Below are 15,189 nucleotides of genomic sequence, written 5' to 3' on the forward strand. Positions count from 1 at the left end.
AAGAAACCATGAACCCCACCCACAGGCGAGGCCACGGGAACAACCCCAAAAAGAGTTGCACAAATTATTTGGCATTGACTTTAAGCACGCTGTTGAGTTCTCAAGAATCGACCACACACCTCGCTTCGAACTCGCGTTCTCGGCTTGGGGCAACCCGATCAACCTTACTGACTTCGTTTCGGAGTGTCAACTCCGGGCCTGTCAGCTCGGCGTGTCGCCGCTTCGCTCTCGCTTGCGGCAACTCGACCTACTCTACTCAGTCCGCTTCGCCTCGTCAACTCCGCGTCATGCGGATGTTGGGAGATGTTCACGTTCCTTGCGGCCGCTCTCAGCCTTGCGGCGTCGGGCAACTCGGAGAACATTAGAGACCCTCAGGGATCTCGTCAAATCGGCCCCAGTGCCTAGGCTGCGACCATGTCTCGACCCCCCTTCGACCTGGCGTCCATCGGCGTCGGTCTGCCGTTCGCCGTGGCCGTTCGCGAGTTCGAGGACGCGCTGCGCGCCGGCGGACGGGTGGTCATCCAGGCTCCCCCCGGGACCGGCAAGACGACGCTGGTCCCCCCGGCGGTGGCGAACCTGCGTACGGGTCGTGTCGTCGTCACCCAGCCCCGCCGCGTGGCCGCCCGCGCGGCGGCGAGCAGGCTGGCGGCGCTGGCCGGCGTACGCGTGGGCGAGGAAGTGGGCTTCAGCGTGCGGGGCGAGGCGCGGACGAGCCGGCGTACGAGGGTGGAGTTCTGCACCACCGGCGTGCTGCTGCGCCGGTTGATCGCCGATCCCGAACTGTCAGGCGTGGACGCCGTCGTCGTCGACGAGGTGCACGAGCGCCACCTCGACTCCGACCTGGTCGTGGCGCTGGTGCGCGAACTGGTCGAGCTGAGGGACGACCTGGCACTGGTCGCCATGTCGGCGACGCTCGACGCCGAGCGGTTCGCCACCGTGCTGGGTGAGCTCGGCGCCGCCGCCCCGATCGTCCGGGCCGCGTCGGTCCTCCACCCCCTCACGGTGCGCTGGGCGCCGCCGGCCTCTCCCGCCCAGGACCGGCGCGGTGTCACGCCCGACTTCCTCGCCCACGTCGCCCGCGCGACGGCGGAGGCCTGCCGCGACCACCCCGACCGGGGACGCGCTGGTGTTCCTGCCCGGCGTACGCGAGGTCGAGCGGGTCGCCGAGCAACTCGGCGCCCTGTCGGACCGCCTCGTCCTCCCCCTGCACGGGCGCCTCACCCCCCGCGCCCAGGACGCGGCGCTCGCGCTGGCCGACCGGCGCCGCATCGTGGTCTCGACCGCCGTCGCCGAGTCGTCCTTGACCGTCCCCGGCGTCGGGCTGGTCGTCGACGCGGGGCTGTCGCGCGAGGTGCGCGCCGATGCCGCTCGCGGCATGACCGGCCTGGTCACGGTCGCCGTCTCGAAGGCCTCCGCGGAGCAGCGCGCGGGCCGCGCCGCCCGGCTGGGACCGGGCACGGTGGTGCGCTGCTACGCCGAAGAGGTCTGGGCCCGCCTGGCCGATCGGCCGCGGCCGGAGGTGTCGACCGCCGACCTCACCGGCGCCGTGCTCGACCTCGCCTGCTGGGGTTCGCCCCGCGGCGAGGGCCTCGCCCTCCCCGATCCCCTGCCTGAGGATGCGGTCGCGCGCGCCGAGGACCTGCTTCATTCGCTGGGCGCGCTCGACACCGACGGGAGGCCGACCGCGCGTGGCCGGGCGATGGCTCGTGTGCCAGCCGATCCCCGACTCGCCCGCGCGCTGCTCGACGGGGCGCCGCAGGTCGGGCGCACGCGCGCGGCCGAGAGCGTGGCGCTCCTCGCGTCCGACGAACGCCCGCCGGGCGGTGACCTCGCCGCCCTCCTCACGTCGTTCCGCCGCGGAGGGGGTCCGGGGGCCGCGCGCTGGCGCGACGAGGTACGCCGGCTCGAATCCCTGGTCCCCGACGCGCCGGCGCGGCGTTCGGGGAGTGCGGCGGAGTCGCTCGCCCTGGTGACCGCGTACGCGTTCCCCGAGCGGATCGCCCGCGCCCGCCCGGACGGCGAGGCGTACCTCCTGGCGAGCGGCACCGGCGCCGAGCTCGATCGCGCCACCGCGCTGCGCGGGCACCCGTGGCTGGCCGTCGCGGACGTGGCGCGCGGGGGCGGGGCCAGCGGGGCGCTGATCCGCGCGGCCGCGCCGCTCGACGAGGCGGCCGCCCTCGAGGCCGGTGCCGCGATGCTCACGGAGCAGTACGAGGCCCAGTGGTCCGGTGGTCGCGTGACGGCGCGGCGCGTGCGGCGACTCGGCGCGATCGAGCTTGCCTCGACGCCGACGAAGGCCTCGCCCCTGGCCGCCCGGGCCGCCGTCGCGGAGGGCCTGCGCCGCCGCGGGCTCGACGCGCTGCACTGGTCGGACGCCGCCATCGACCTGCGCCGCCGACTCGCGCTGCTGCACGCCCACCTCGGCGACCCCTGGCCCGCGATGGGCGACACCGCGCTGCTCGACGCCGCCGACGCGTGGCTCGCGCCTGAGCTCGACCGCCTGGCTGGGGGCGCGTCGTCCCGCTCGCTCGATCTCGCCTCCGCCCTGCGACGCCTCCTCCCGTGGCCGGAGGCCGGGCGCCTCGACGAGCTGGTTCCCTCGTCGCTGACCGTGCCGACGGGCAGCCGCGTACGCCTGGCCTATCCCGACCCCGACGACCCGGAAGGTGCCGTCGTGCTCGCGGTCAAGCTGCAGGAGTGTTTCGGGCTCACCGAGACCCCGCGCATCGTCGACGGCCGCGTCCCCGTGGTGTTCCACCTCCTGTCCCCGGCGCGGCGCCCGCTCGCGGTGACCGCCGACCTCGCGAGCTTCTGGGCGAACGCGTACGCGGGGGTGCGCGCCGAGAATCGCGGTCGCTACATCAAGCACCCCTGGCCGGAGGATCCCCTGGTCGCCCCGCCGCAGCGCGGGACCCGGGCCTCGGGGCGATGAGCACGCGGGCGGCCGACGGGATCGGATTGCCCTGACGCGACGTCAGGGTGCAAGGGTGGCGCCATGAGCACGATCTCCATCACCGGTGCCCGCGCCCACAACCTCGCCGACGTCGACCTCGAGATCACCAAGGGCGCCCTCACCGTCGTCACGGGCGTCTCCGGCTCGGGCAAGTCGTCGCTCGTGTTCGACACCATCGCCTCGGAGGCGATGCGCCAGCTCTACGAGACCCTCCCGGCCTTCGTCCGCGGCTTCCTGCCGTCGTACGCGCGCCCCGACGTCGACGCGATCGAGAACCTGCCGGCCACGATCGTGGTGGACCAGTCCCGCCTGGGCGGCGGCGCCCGCTCGACCGTCGGCACGATCACCGACATCGCCCCGCTGCTCCGCCTGCTGTTCTCCCGGGCGGGGACTCCCCACGTCGGCTCTTCGGACGCCTTCTCGTTCAACCTCCCGTCGGGCATGTGCCCCGACTGCACGGGCCTCGGCGAGATCGTCGACGTCGACCTGGCCGCGCGTACGCAGGCCATGGTCGACCGGTTCACCACGACGGTGCCGTGCCCCACGTGCCGGGGTGCCCGCCTGAACCGCGCCGCCCTCGACTGCCGCATCGAGGGCTGGAACATCGCCGACCTGTCGGCCATGGAGTCGCGGGAACTCCTGTCCCTGCTGCGGTTGTGGCACCTCGAGGCCGCCCAACCCGTGGTCGACTCGCTCATCGCGCGACTCGGCGACCTCGACGAGATCGGCCTGGGCTATCTCAGCCTCGACCGCCGCACCGCGACCCTGTCGGGCGGGGAATCCCAACGGGTGAAGGTGGTCAAGCACCTCGCGAGCAGCCTCGTCGACCTGCTCTATGTCTTCGACGAGCCCAGCACCGGCCTGCACGCCCGCGACGTGGATCGCATGGTCGCGCTGCTCCGATCGCTGCGGGACAAGGGAAACACCGTGCTCGTCGTCGAACACGACCGCGACGTCATCCTCGCCGCGGACCACGCGATCGACATCGGCCCGGGTGCCGGAGCCGAGGGCGGGCGGGTCGTGTTCGACGGGCCCGTCAGCCGCCTGCGCAGCGCCGACACGGCCACCGGTCGCCACCTCGACCGCCGGCCCGCGATCCGCGCGGACTTCCGGGAACCCCAGTCGTGGTTGGGAATCGGCGACGCGACCGTCCACAACCTGCAGCACGTCGACACGCGGATTCCCGTCGGCGTGCTCACCGCCGTCACGGGCGTGGCCGGGTCGGGCAAGTCGAGCCTCATCCACGGCGTGTTCTGCCGCGACCACCCCGACGCCATCGTGGTCGACCAGTCCGCCCCCACGACGAACCGGCGCTCGAGCGTTGCGACCTACACCGGCGCCCTCGACCCCATCCGCCAAGTGTTCGCGAAGGCCAACGGGGTGAGGCCATCGCTGTTCAGCGCCAACTCCGAGGGCGCCTGCCCCGAGTGCCAGGGCCAAGGGGTCGTCTACACCGACCTGGCGTTCCTCGAGGGGTTCACCAGCCCCTGCACCGCCTGCCGCGGCCGGCGGTTCACCGACGCGGTGCTCGCCCACCGCTGGCGCCGGAGATCCATCAGCGATGTCCTCGAAACGACGGTCGGCGAGGCCCTCGACCTGTTCGCTGGCGGCGATCAGACGGCCGCCACCCGGTCGATCACGCGAATCCTGTCGAGCGTCGTCGATGTCGGTCTGGACTATCTCCACCTGGGCCAGCCCCTACCCACGCTCTCGGGCGGCGAGTGCCAGCGCATCAAGCTCGCCTCCCACCTCCACCGCGAGGGCGCGGTCTATGTGCTCGACGAGCCCACGACCGGCCTCCACATGTCGGACGTGGATCGCCTGCTGGGCGTGCTCGACCACCTGGTCGACGACCGGGGTGCGACCGTGGTCGTCATCGAGCACGACCTCGACGTCATCGCCCACGCCGACTGGGTCATCGACCTGGGCCCCGACGGCGGCGCCGCGGGGGGCCGACTCCTGTTCGAGGGGAACCCCCGCGATCTGTTGTCCTGCAGGGGTTCGCACACCGCCGACTTCCTCGGGTGGGCCCTGCGCAGCGACTGACACCGACCGCGCGGAGACGCCGGCTCAGCGGTCGGCCACCCGGCCCGTGAGTTCGACCAGTTCGGCCACGCGGGGGTCCGGCGTACGCACGGCCACGGCCTTCGCGTCCTCGGCGACCTGGTGCGGCGTACGCAGCCGCGCCCACGGGCCGCCGCGCAGCGACTCGCTGAACGTGGCGACGGCGATGTCCTGGTGGAGCCGCACCGGGGCCCGATCGGGGCTGGCCGCGAGGTCGCCGGGTCGCACCGACGCGGTGCGTTCGACGGGCTCGCGGGTCTCGGGGTGCAGGTAGCGCACGGTCGCCCTGCCCAACGGGAGGGCCGCATCGGCGTCCGGGGCGAGGTCGATCTCATAGAGCGCCGTCACCGCGTGGCCCGACCCGACCTCGCCGCCGTCGACCTTGTCGTTGCGGAAGTCGCCGTCGGCCACATCGCGGTTCTCATAACCCAGCAGGCGATAGCTCGCGACCTGGGCCGGGTCGAACTCGACCTGGGCCTTCGCGTCGCGCCCGGTGACCACCAGCGTCCCGGTGAGGTTCTCACGGAACAGCCGCGTGGCCTCCGCCGCCGAATCGCAGTAGGCGTAGAAGCCGTTGCCCCGGTTCGCGAGCTGTTCCATCAACGGATCATTGAACGGGTCACCGAAGCCGACCGTGACGAGGTCGATCTGGCGCCGGGCCGCGTCGCCGATGGTCCGCAACATGGCCTCGGGCCCCGTGTTGCCGACGTTCGCCACCCCGTCACTGAGGAGCACCACGCGGTTCAACTTTCCTTGCTGATAGGACTTCTGGGCCTCTTCGTAGCCGCGCTTCAGGCCGGCCTCCGCATTCGTCGACCCCTCGGTCACGAGGTCGTCGATCGCGCCGGTGATCGCGGACGCCTGGGCAGCCGGTGTCCGCTTGAGGACCGTCCGGGTCTTGTCGCTGTAGACCACGATGGTGACGGTGTCGGTCGGGCGCAGGGCCTTCGTCAGCGTGTGCAGGGCTTCCTTCACGGCCGGGAGCTTGTTGTCGTCCGCCATCGACCCCGAGACGTCGATGACGAACGTGAGGTTGGCGTCGGGCCGCGCCCGCTGGTCGACGACCGACGACTGTACGCCGACCCGCACCACCCGCGAACGCTCGGGCAGCCACGGCACGGCGGTGCCGTCCATGCGGACGTCGATGCCCTGCGCCGGCGGCGCGTAGTCCTGGTCGAAGGCGTTCACGAACTCCTCGGTGCGGACGTCGCCGGGGCTCGGGACCACACGCGCCCGGATCGAGGCGCGCGACCTGGTCCACGCCCCGTTGTCGACGTCGAGCGCGAAGGTCGACCTCGGGTCCTCGGCCGTGGCCACCTTCGGGTTGCTCGGGGCCGTCGGAGGGGCCGTCGGCCGCGTGGAGGGTTCGCGCGTCGGCGCCCCGGTGGGCCGCACCACGTCCCGGGGCCGGGCAGCTGGGGGCGGCCCCCCGCGCCGCTCGGCTGCGGGGGCGTACGCGGTGCCCCCGGTGACCGCGTCCTGGGCGCACCCACCCAACGAACCGGCCAGGACCAGCGCGGTGCCGCCGAGGGCCAGCGTGCGGATGACGGGCGGGCGTCGGGCTCCGGGCCCGGATTTCGGTGCAGACATGGTTTCCCCCTGGGTGTGTCGGTGGTGACTCACCCACGAAGACGGGACCGAACAGGGCGAAGGTTCTGCGACGTAATCCGATCGTGACGTTCGGGCTGGGCTCAGTGGGCGCAGGCGGTCGCGGGGTTGTGCCGGCGGTGGCGCCGTGAGGGCCGGCGGTCGACCCGCGCCAGGCCCGCGAGGACCTCGCGCCAGCCGGGCCGGGCCGGTGCGGGAGGCACTCCGAGGAAGCGCAGTTCGTCGGCCTGCCGCTGCAGGTCGCGGTCGATGACGGTGTTCGTGAAGATGCTCATGGGTCAAGCCTGCGCCGCTGCACCGTTCAGCACAAGCGATTCTTCCTTGTGCATCGTTCAGCACTGCTGCACAATAGAGGGGTGCTTGATCCCCATCGCCTCCGCGTCCTCCGCGCCGTCATCGCCGCCGGCTCGGTGAACGCCGCAGCCACCAGCCTCGGCTACACGCCGTCGGCCATCAGCCAGCAGCTCACCGCCCTGCAGCGCGAGACCGGGTTGACCCTGTTCGCGAAGGCCGGGCGCGGCATCACCCCCACCTCGGCCGGCACCCAGCTCGCCGAGCTCAGCGGCGAGGCCATGAACTCCCTGGCCCGGCTCGACGCCGCCGTCACCCACCTGCGTGAGGGCCGGACCGAGCACCTGTCGATCGGCTCCTTCGCCTCGGCCGCCCAGGCCTGGCTCCCCGAGGTCGCCCGCCAGCTCGGCGCCGAGCTGCCCGACCTCATGCTGGAGCTTCGCCTGTCCGAGACAGGTCAGGCACCCGATCCGGAGGGCATGGACATCGACATCGCGACCGAGGTGCCGTGGGAGCCGCCCACGAGCCGCCCCGGCCACCGCCGCCACGAGCTGGGCACCGAACCGTACGCGGTGGTGGTCCCGTGTACGCATCCTCTTGCCCAGCAGGGATCCGCGCCCCTCGCCGCCATCGCCGACGAGCCGTGGGTCGAGGAGAGCCACCGCGACACCTGCTGCGGGCGGATCGTCGCCCAGCGCTGCAGCGCCGCTGGAGTGGTGCCCCGCGTGGTGGCCCGGACCAACGACCACCACACCTCGATCGCCTTCGTCGCCGCCGGGGTGGGCGTCGCGGTCCTCCCGCGCCTGGCCACCTCGGGCATGCCGCCCGAGGTGGTGGCCGTCCCCCTCGCGGACGCCGAGCTGAACCGCCGCATCGTCGCCCTGGTTCGGGAATCGGCCGAACCGACCGTCGCGGCCCAGCGTGCGCTGGCGCTGCTCAGCGACTCAGCAGCTCGTTCCACGTCTTAGGGCCGACGATGCCGTCCTCCTCGAGGTGGTTCTCCTTCTGGAACGAGCGCACACCCTTCTGCGTGAGCGGGCCGAACGACCCGTCGGTCGCGACCCGGACGCCGTTGGCCACGAGTGCCCGCTGGACCCCGAGCGCCAGGTCGCCCCGTGCCCCCGGCCGGACCACCTGGATGAGCTTCGCCCACGTCTTCGCACCCACGATGCCGTCGGCAGACAGCCCGGCCGATCGCTGGAATGCCACCACCCCGGCGCGCGTACCGGGACCGAACGAGCCGTCGGCGTCGACGCGCTGCCCGCGGGAGCGCAGCAGGTGCTGGAGCGCGTACACCTTGTCGCCGCGCGACCCCGAGGCGAGGACCGCCCAGGTCACCGGCTCGGTCGGGTTCGTCGGCGGCTTCGGCGGCGGGGCCGTGGTGCCGAGCTTCTTCGCGACGTCGGCCCGGAGCTGGGAAAGCTTGGAATAGAAGAGCTTTCCGGGGCACTCGGTCGCCACGTGGTCGCGGTGTCCGTCGATCGCGTCGGCCTTCAGCCCGTAGGACCAGCACAGCCACGCCAGCAGGTTCACGAGCGCGTCGTACTGCGCCTTCGGGGGCAGCACGTCGGTGTAGAGGCCCTCGTTCTCGATGCCGATCGAATAGGCGTTGGCCGAGCGGGCGTGGATGCCCTTGATGAACGACTTCCGGCCCTGGACGTGCTTGAGGCTGCCGTGGCGGGCCTCCATCACATAGCCCCCGCGGCTGATCGTGAAGTGCTGGCCCGAGTCGCCCCAGTCATGGATGGCGTCCTTGGCCATGTGGAGGTTCTGGATGTTGCGGGCCACGGCGAACGCGTGGGCCTTCGAATAGTCGGTGCTGTTCGGCGACGCGGTGTGGTGGACGATGATCTTCGTCGGGCGCTGGTTGACGACCTCGATGTTCTGGTCGGGACGCCGCGCGCCCCACTCCGCGGTGGTGTAGACGCGTGGCTGCTTGACCGCCGCGAGCGCGGGTGCGGCGGCGAAGCCGCCACCGACGAGCGCGACGGCACCGGCGCCGGCGGCACCGCCGATGACGGCGCGGCGCGACAGGTGGGGCGTGGTGAACATGGGGGATCCTCCTGCTGGGGGTGCATCGGTCCCCTTCAACGTAAGGCGGCCCCGGCGCCCTCGCCATGCGTGCAGGGGTGGAAGATTCCTTTCCCTGCAGTGCATGGCGACGACCCCGGGGCCCGCTCTGCCTGACTCTCGCGTCAGTACAGGTACGCCTCCGCGCGCACGTCCTCGACCGAGTAGCCGCCGCGGACGGAGAAGTTGTAGTGCTCCACCTTCGCGCTGCCGTCCGGGTTGACCGCGATCACGATCGCGACGTGGCCGTAGCCGCTGCCGCGCGAGGCGCCCCACCAGGCCACCGAACCAACCTTCGGCACGTTGCTGACGACACGGCCGCGCTGGATCCAGCCCTGGCGCCACCCGATGGCGTTGCCGTCGCCGCCGCCGTTGATCTGGCTCCAGACCATGCCGCGGCGGAAGGCCGCGAAGTCGGTGCAGTTGCGGTAGGCGAACCCGCGGCCCGACATCGAGCTGCCGTTCTTGCACCACGAGCTGCCGCACGGAGCGGCGTCGGCGTCGGGGTAGTTGCCCCCCACGAGCCCGGGGATCGCCACGACGCCGTTGTCGACGGTTCGGGTGTCGGTGTGGAACACGAGCTTGCCGCCCTGGAAGAACTGTGTGATCGTCGTGCCCTCGACCCGACCCTCGGCCGACGTCGGATAGCCCAGACCGCCGCGCTCATAGCCCTGGGCCGCGTACGCGCTCAGGATCGCACCGAAGACCGGGTGGGAGGCCGAGCGGGGCGACCAATACATCAGGCCGCCCTGGAACCGCTGGGCACAGCCGCCGTCGCGCAGGCCGCAGAACTCGGCACCCGTGGGGTAGCCCAGCGGGCTGTTCTCCCAGCCCAGCTGCGCATACCGCTCACCGATGGCGCCCCACACCGGATTGGTGCCCGCCTTCAGGCTGAAGTAGGCCAGGCCCCTCTGGAACGACTGGACGCAGCCGCCGTCGCGGAGACCGCACCGCTCGGCGCCCGTCGGATAGCCCAGCGGGCTGTTCTCCCAGCCCAGCTGCGCATACCGCTCACCGATGGCGCCCCACACCGCGTGGGAACCCGAGGCACCACTGAAATAGACCAGGCCGCCCTGGAACGACTGGAAACAGCCCCCGTCGCGCAGGCCACACCGCTCGGCGCCCGTCGGATAGCCCAGCGGGCTGTTCTCCCAGCCCAGCTGGGCGTAGCGCTGACCGATCGCACCCCACACCGCGTGGGCGTCACTCGCGAACGACCAGTAGCCCAGGCCGCCTTCGAACTTCTGCACACACCCGCGGTCGCGCAGGCCGCAGTGCTCGTCGGTCGTCGGATAGCCCAGGCCGCCGTTCTCCCAGCCCTGGCCACCCCACGCCGCCGCGAAGATGCGGCCGCGGATGAAGTGCGCACCGGTCGACGCCTTCCAATAGATCGAGCCACCCTCGAACTTCTGGAAACACCCACCATCACGCAGGCCACAGATCTCGCCGTGCACCGCACGACCCAACCACCCACGCTCGCCACCCTGCTCGACCCACTTCGCGCCGATCGCGGTCAGCGAGGCCTGGGCCTCGGCGGCCGGACGCGCCGGTGTCGGTGTCGGGGTCGGGGTCGGCGTGGCCGTCCGTGTCGGCGTCGCCGTCGGGGTCCGGGTCACCGTGGGGGTCGCACTCCGCGTGGGGGTCGGGGAGGCGGTGGGCGTCGACGTCACCGTGACGCCCGGGGTCGGGCTCGCGGTGGTCGAGGGTGTCGGCGAGGGTGCGGCGTACGCCTGGCCCGGCAGCATGCCCGCGGCCAGGGCGAGGCCCATACCCAGCCCCGCAAGGCGCTTCATGGCGCTCACAGCGGCTGGACCGCGACGCTGATCAGGCCGCGGCTGGTGTCGCCGATGGCCGAGAAGGACGCGGTCGACAGGTCGATGCAGCGACCAGCGACATAGGGGCCGCGGTCGTTGATGCGGACCACGACGCTGCGGCCGTTGTCGACGTTGGTGACCCGGGCGTACGAGTGCAGCGGCAGCGTCTTGTGGGCCGCCGTGAGCGTGCTGGGATCGAACCATTCGCCGGACGCGGTGGGCTGCGGCTCGTAGTAGTGGGACGCGATGCAGCGCTCGCCGGTGAGGGCGACCTCGCCGTTGTCGACGCGCATGGTGTCGGTGTGGAACACGAGCTTGCCGCCCTGGAAGATCTGGGTGATCGTCGTGCCCTCGACCCGGCCCTCGGCCGACGTCGGATAACCCAGACCGCCGCGCTCGTGGCCCTGGGCCGCGTACGCGCCCAGGATCGCACCGCGCACCGGATGGGCACCCGACCGCGCCGACCACAGGATCAGGCCGCCCTGGAAGCGCTGGCCGCAACCGCCGTCGCGCAGGCCGCAGAACTCGCTGGAGGTCGGATAGCCGAGCGGACTGTTCTCCCAGCCGCCGCCCGCATAGGCACCGCGGATCGCGCCCCAGACCGGATAGGTGCCCGCGTTCGGGCTGAAATAGACCAGACCGCCCTGGAACTGCTGGACACAGCCCCGGTCACGCAGACCACACAGCTCGCCCGTCGTGGGATAGCCGAGCGGGGAGTTCTCCCAGCCCATCTGCGCATAGCGCTGACCGATCGCGCCCCACACCGCGTGGGCGTCGGTCGCGAACGACCAATAGCCGAGGCCGCCCTCGAAACGCTGGACGCACCCGTTGTCACGCAGGCCGCAGATCTCGTCCGAGGTCGGATAGCCCAGGCCGCCGTTCTCCCAGCCCTGGCCACCCCACGCCGCCGCGAAGATGCGGCCGCGGATGAAGTGGGCGCCGGTCGAGGCCTTCCAATAGATCGAGCCGCCCTCGAACTTCTGGAAACACCCGCCATCACGCAGGCCACACCACTCGCCGTGCACCGGACGACCCAACCAACCACGCTCGCCACCCTGCTCGGCCCACTTGGCACCGATCGCGGTGAGGCGCGGGCTGGCGGCGGCGCGGGTCGGGGTGGGCGTCGGCGTGGGCGTGGGCGTCGGCGTCGCGGTGCGGGTCGGAGCCGCCGACGTCGGGGCGGCCTTCGGCGACGCGCTCGGGTTCGGGGACGCCGTGGCCGAGGGGGCGGTCGGAGTCGGGGTGGCGACGGGCGCGGCCTGGGCCGTGGCGGCCTGCAGACTCACGGCGGTGACGATGGCGCCGAAAGTGGCGGCCAATCGAGAGACGGTCTTCACGGGGGATCTCCTCCGAAGCGGTCAGGACCGCATCAGTGTGCCACCTGAGACGCCCCTGAGGAAATCCTGAATTGTGGCAAGTTCAAGCCGACGCGCCGGGAAACCCCTCGGCAAGACCGAACCACGTCTCGATCGGCTGGCGCTGGCCCCCCACGTGCACGAGGGAGTCGCCCTCGACCGAGAGCTGGGTGGCGTACGCGGCCACGACGTGACGCAGGCGGGGCAGGAACTCCGGGAAGTCGTGCCACTCCTCGGCGTCCTGGCGCGTCGTGGCGACCATGACGAAGCGGACACCCGCGTCGGCGGCGGCCCGGCGTGCGACGTGGTGGAGGTGGACGTGGTCGGGGTGGCCGTAGCTTCCCCCCAGGTCGTAGCCCACGACGACGTCGGGGCGCCACGCGGCCACCAGGGCGTCGAGGTCGGCCGCGGCCTCGGCGACCGACGCCAGGGTGAACGCGTCGTCCTCCACGTCCTCGGCCGGGCCGGCGAGGCCCTCGGCGACCCACTGCATGCCGGAGTCGCGGTAGACCCGCGGCTGCCCGGCGCACGCCGGCGTGGCTCCCAGGAAGGCGTGGCGCGCGACGCCGAGCCGGGACAGGGCGAGCGCCAGTTCGGCGCGGCGCTGGTCCTGCAGGTCACCGGCGAAGTCGTCGGGGAGGGATCCGGGCACCACCTCGCCGCGCTCGCCCCGCGTCGCGGTGACGACCTGCACCTCGACGCCGTGGTCGCCGAGGTCCAACGCGAGCGCTCCGGTCGACAGGGACTCGTCGTCGGGATGGGCGTGGCAGAGCAGTACGCGGGAGGCGGCGCGGAGACCGTCGAGGAGCGGTGTCGCCTCGGGTGCGGGGCGATCGTTGCGGTGGGGGTCGGTCACGGGCGCCTCTCGTCGGTGCGGGTCCGCCCGGTTCGCAGGCCCGCGTACAGGTCCACGAGCCGCTGAGCGGTCGCCTCCCAGGTGAATCGCGCGGCGTGCTCAATCGCGCCGCGCGACAGCCGAGCGTACGCCTGCTCGTCGCGGAGGATCACGCGCAACGCCGCCGCCCACGCGCCCGCCTCGCGTGGCAGCAGGAACCCGCCGACGCCGTCCGCAACGGCCTCGACCAGGCCGCCGCGGGCGGATGCGAGGACGGGGGTCCCGCAGGCGGCCGCCTCGAGCGCGACGAGGCCGAACGTCTCGCTGCGCGACGGCACGACCAGCGCGCAGGCGCCGCGCATCAGGTCGGAGAAATCCTGCCTGGGCAGGGATCCGACGAACTCGACGTGGTCGCCGAGGCCGGCCTGTGCGACGCGGTCCGCGATGTCGCGGTGGTGGTCGGCGAAGTCGTCGGACACCTCACCGGCGATGACGAGGCGTGGGCGGTCGACCGGTTCCATCAGGGCGAGCGCGTCGACGACGAGGTCGGCACCCTTGAGGGGCTGGAGACGGGCGGCGAAGAGGACATAGGGATCCGCCGGTTCCGCCTGCTGCGCCGCGGCGGCCGCGGGCCGGAACAGCGCGTGGTCGACACCCGGCGGCACGACCGCGACGCGCGCGGCGGGGGCCGCGTACCGCTCCGCCAGCGTGTCGGCCTCCGCGCGGCTGATGGCGACCAGGGCGTCGCATTCGGTTGCACAGCGGCGTTCGCCGGGGATGCGTCGCGGCGACTCGGGCGGCTCGCCGGCATCGAGGTCGGCGCCCTCGGGCGCGGCGACCGAGTGGAAGCTGATCGCGTGGGGCACGCCCCAGGCGGCGGCGACGGGCAGCGCCGCGACGCCGGACATCCAGTGGTGGGAGTGGATGACGTCCGGGCGGGGCAGGCGGGCGAGGTGGTGGGCGAACTCGTCGAGGTGGTCGTCGATGCGCGACTTGGGCAGCGGGGTGCGCGGCCCGGCGGGGAGGTGGTGCAGCGTGATCCCGGGGGCGACCTGCTCGGTGTCGGGGTGGGTGGTGTCGAAGCGGCGGGTCGCGATGGTGACCTCGTGGCCCAGCGCGGCCAGCGCGGCCGCCTGCTGCGAGACGACCACGTTCATGCCGCCGCCGTCACCCACCCCCAGGGCCGTGTAGGGCGAGGTGTGCATCGACACCTGCAGGACGTGCACCCTCAGAGCCCCGCCCGGTCGAAGGCCTCGACGGCGGCCGTGCGGCCCAGCTCGATCATCTCGACGGCCCGGTGGAAGTCCATGGTGCGGCAGGCGTCTGACGGAATGGAGACCATGACGTCGGGCGGGTTCGCGGCCAGGCGGAAGCGGGTGATGACCTCCTCGACGGCCTCGAGCGAGTGGTTCACGACGTCAGAGGTCTTCATGCCGGCCGGATAGGGCTCGTACGGGATCTCGTGCTCGCCCAGGGCGTCGTCGCCGAGCCGCAGTGCCGACAGGGTGAGCGGGACGGCGGAGCGGCGGATGCGCTTCAGGTCGATCGACGTCAGCCCCCGGCGGAAGCGGGCGAACCACTCCTCGTCGTCGCGCGGCTCGGACGTGGCCTTCACCGGGCCGCGCGCCCGGTCGCGGCGCTCCCCCGACAGCGAGACGGCCATCGTGAAGTCGGCCGCGGCGCCGATGACCGGGTCGATCGGGACGGGATTGAGCACGCCCCCGTCGACCAGCACACGCCCGTTGATCACCACCGGCGTGATCACCGACGGGATGGCGATCGAGGCGCGGATCGCGGCGTCGACGGGGCCCCGCTGGAACCACACCTCGCGGTGGGCGTGGAGGTCGGTGGCCACGGCGGTGAAGGGGATCGCGAGGTCCTCGATCTGGGCGCCGGCCAGGATGTCGCGCACCTTGGCGAGCACGCGCTCGGCCTTGATCACGCCCGGGCCCACGAGCGCGGGATCCATGAGGAGGAGCACGTCGCGCTGGGTCAGGCTGCGGGCCCACTCCTCGAACTGGTCCAGCCGGCCGGCCGCGTACAGGCCGCCGACCAGGGCGCCCATCGACGTCCCTGCCACGGCCTCGACGGTGTGGCCGCGCTCCTCGAGCACCGACAGGGCCCCGATGTGGGCATAGCCCCGCGCACCGCCCGACCCCAACGCCACCGCAGCCCTCACCGCGCACCTCCTCCTGCCTG

Annotated in this window: 10 protein-coding genes and 1 pseudogene; 3 read left to right on the forward strand and 8 right to left on the reverse strand. The window is 72.6% G+C overall.

Annotation, left to right across the window (positions count from 1 at the left end):
• Positions 1–414 precede the first annotated feature (414 nt).
• A pseudogene (gene hrpB / locus ACYVAG_RS15545) lies at positions 415–2,932 on the forward strand (ATP-dependent helicase HrpB).
• A 63-nt stretch (positions 2,933–2,995) separates the two neighbouring features.
• Positions 2,996–4,999: an ATP-binding cassette domain-containing protein gene (locus ACYVAG_RS15550; RefSeq protein WP_460771156.1), complete on the forward strand. Its 2,004-nt coding sequence runs from the start codon at positions 2,996–2,998 to the stop codon at positions 4,997–4,999.
• Between the two features lie 24 nt (positions 5,000–5,023).
• On the opposite strand, the gene ACYVAG_RS15555 is transcribed toward ACYVAG_RS15550, so the two are convergent.
• Together ACYVAG_RS15555 and ACYVAG_RS15560 are read right to left on the reverse strand one after the other, a co-directional pair.
• Complete coding sequence (locus ACYVAG_RS15555) at positions 5,024–6,607, reverse strand: vWA domain-containing protein (protein WP_460771158.1); 1,584 nt, start codon at positions 6,605–6,607, stop codon at positions 5,024–5,026.
• 101 nt (positions 6,608–6,708) lie between these two features.
• Entirely contained in the window at positions 6,709–6,900 is a 192-nt protein-coding gene (locus ACYVAG_RS15560) for a hypothetical protein (protein ID WP_460771159.1), read from the reverse strand.
• A gap of 81 nt (positions 6,901–6,981) precedes the next feature.
• Here ACYVAG_RS15560 and ACYVAG_RS15565 point away from each other — a divergent pair, with 81 nt between their 5' ends.
• Positions 6,982–7,884, forward strand: coding sequence for a LysR family transcriptional regulator (locus ACYVAG_RS15565; RefSeq protein WP_460771161.1), 903 nt, complete (start codon positions 6,982–6,984; stop codon positions 7,882–7,884).
• On the opposite strand, the gene ACYVAG_RS15570 is transcribed toward ACYVAG_RS15565, so the two are convergent.
• The 6 genes from ACYVAG_RS15570 to ACYVAG_RS15595 form a co-directional block, all read right to left on the reverse strand.
• Positions 7,853–8,968: a peptidoglycan recognition protein family protein gene (locus ACYVAG_RS15570; RefSeq protein WP_460771163.1), complete on the reverse strand. Its 1,116-nt coding sequence runs from the start codon at positions 8,966–8,968 to the stop codon at positions 7,853–7,855. The genes ACYVAG_RS15565 and ACYVAG_RS15570 overlap by 32 nt on opposite strands.
• Positions 8,969–9,111: 143 nt before the next feature.
• Positions 9,112–10,779, reverse strand: coding sequence for a CHAP domain-containing protein (locus tag ACYVAG_RS15575; RefSeq protein WP_460771164.1), 1,668 nt, complete (start codon positions 10,777–10,779; stop codon positions 9,112–9,114).
• 5 nt (positions 10,780–10,784) lie between these two features.
• Positions 10,785–12,137 (reverse strand): septal ring lytic transglycosylase RlpA family protein, encoded by a 1,353-nt coding sequence (locus ACYVAG_RS15580; RefSeq protein WP_460771166.1) that lies wholly within the window; start codon positions 12,135–12,137, stop codon positions 10,785–10,787.
• A gap of 82 nt (positions 12,138–12,219) precedes the next feature.
• Positions 12,220–13,011 (reverse strand): PIG-L family deacetylase, encoded by a 792-nt coding sequence (locus ACYVAG_RS15585; protein WP_460771167.1) that lies wholly within the window; start codon positions 13,009–13,011, stop codon positions 12,220–12,222.
• Complete coding sequence (locus ACYVAG_RS15590) at positions 13,008–14,216, reverse strand: glycosyltransferase (RefSeq protein ID WP_460771168.1); 1,209 nt, start codon at positions 14,214–14,216, stop codon at positions 13,008–13,010. The genes ACYVAG_RS15585 and ACYVAG_RS15590 overlap by 4 nt, the downstream gene beginning before the upstream one ends.
• Positions 14,217–14,218: 2 nt before the next feature.
• Entirely contained in the window at positions 14,219–15,169 is a 951-nt protein-coding gene (locus ACYVAG_RS15595) for a patatin-like phospholipase family protein (protein ID WP_460771170.1), read from the reverse strand.
• Positions 15,170–15,189: the final 20 nt, after the last annotated feature.

It is taken from the genome of Mariniluteicoccus flavus, assembly GCF_054776655.1.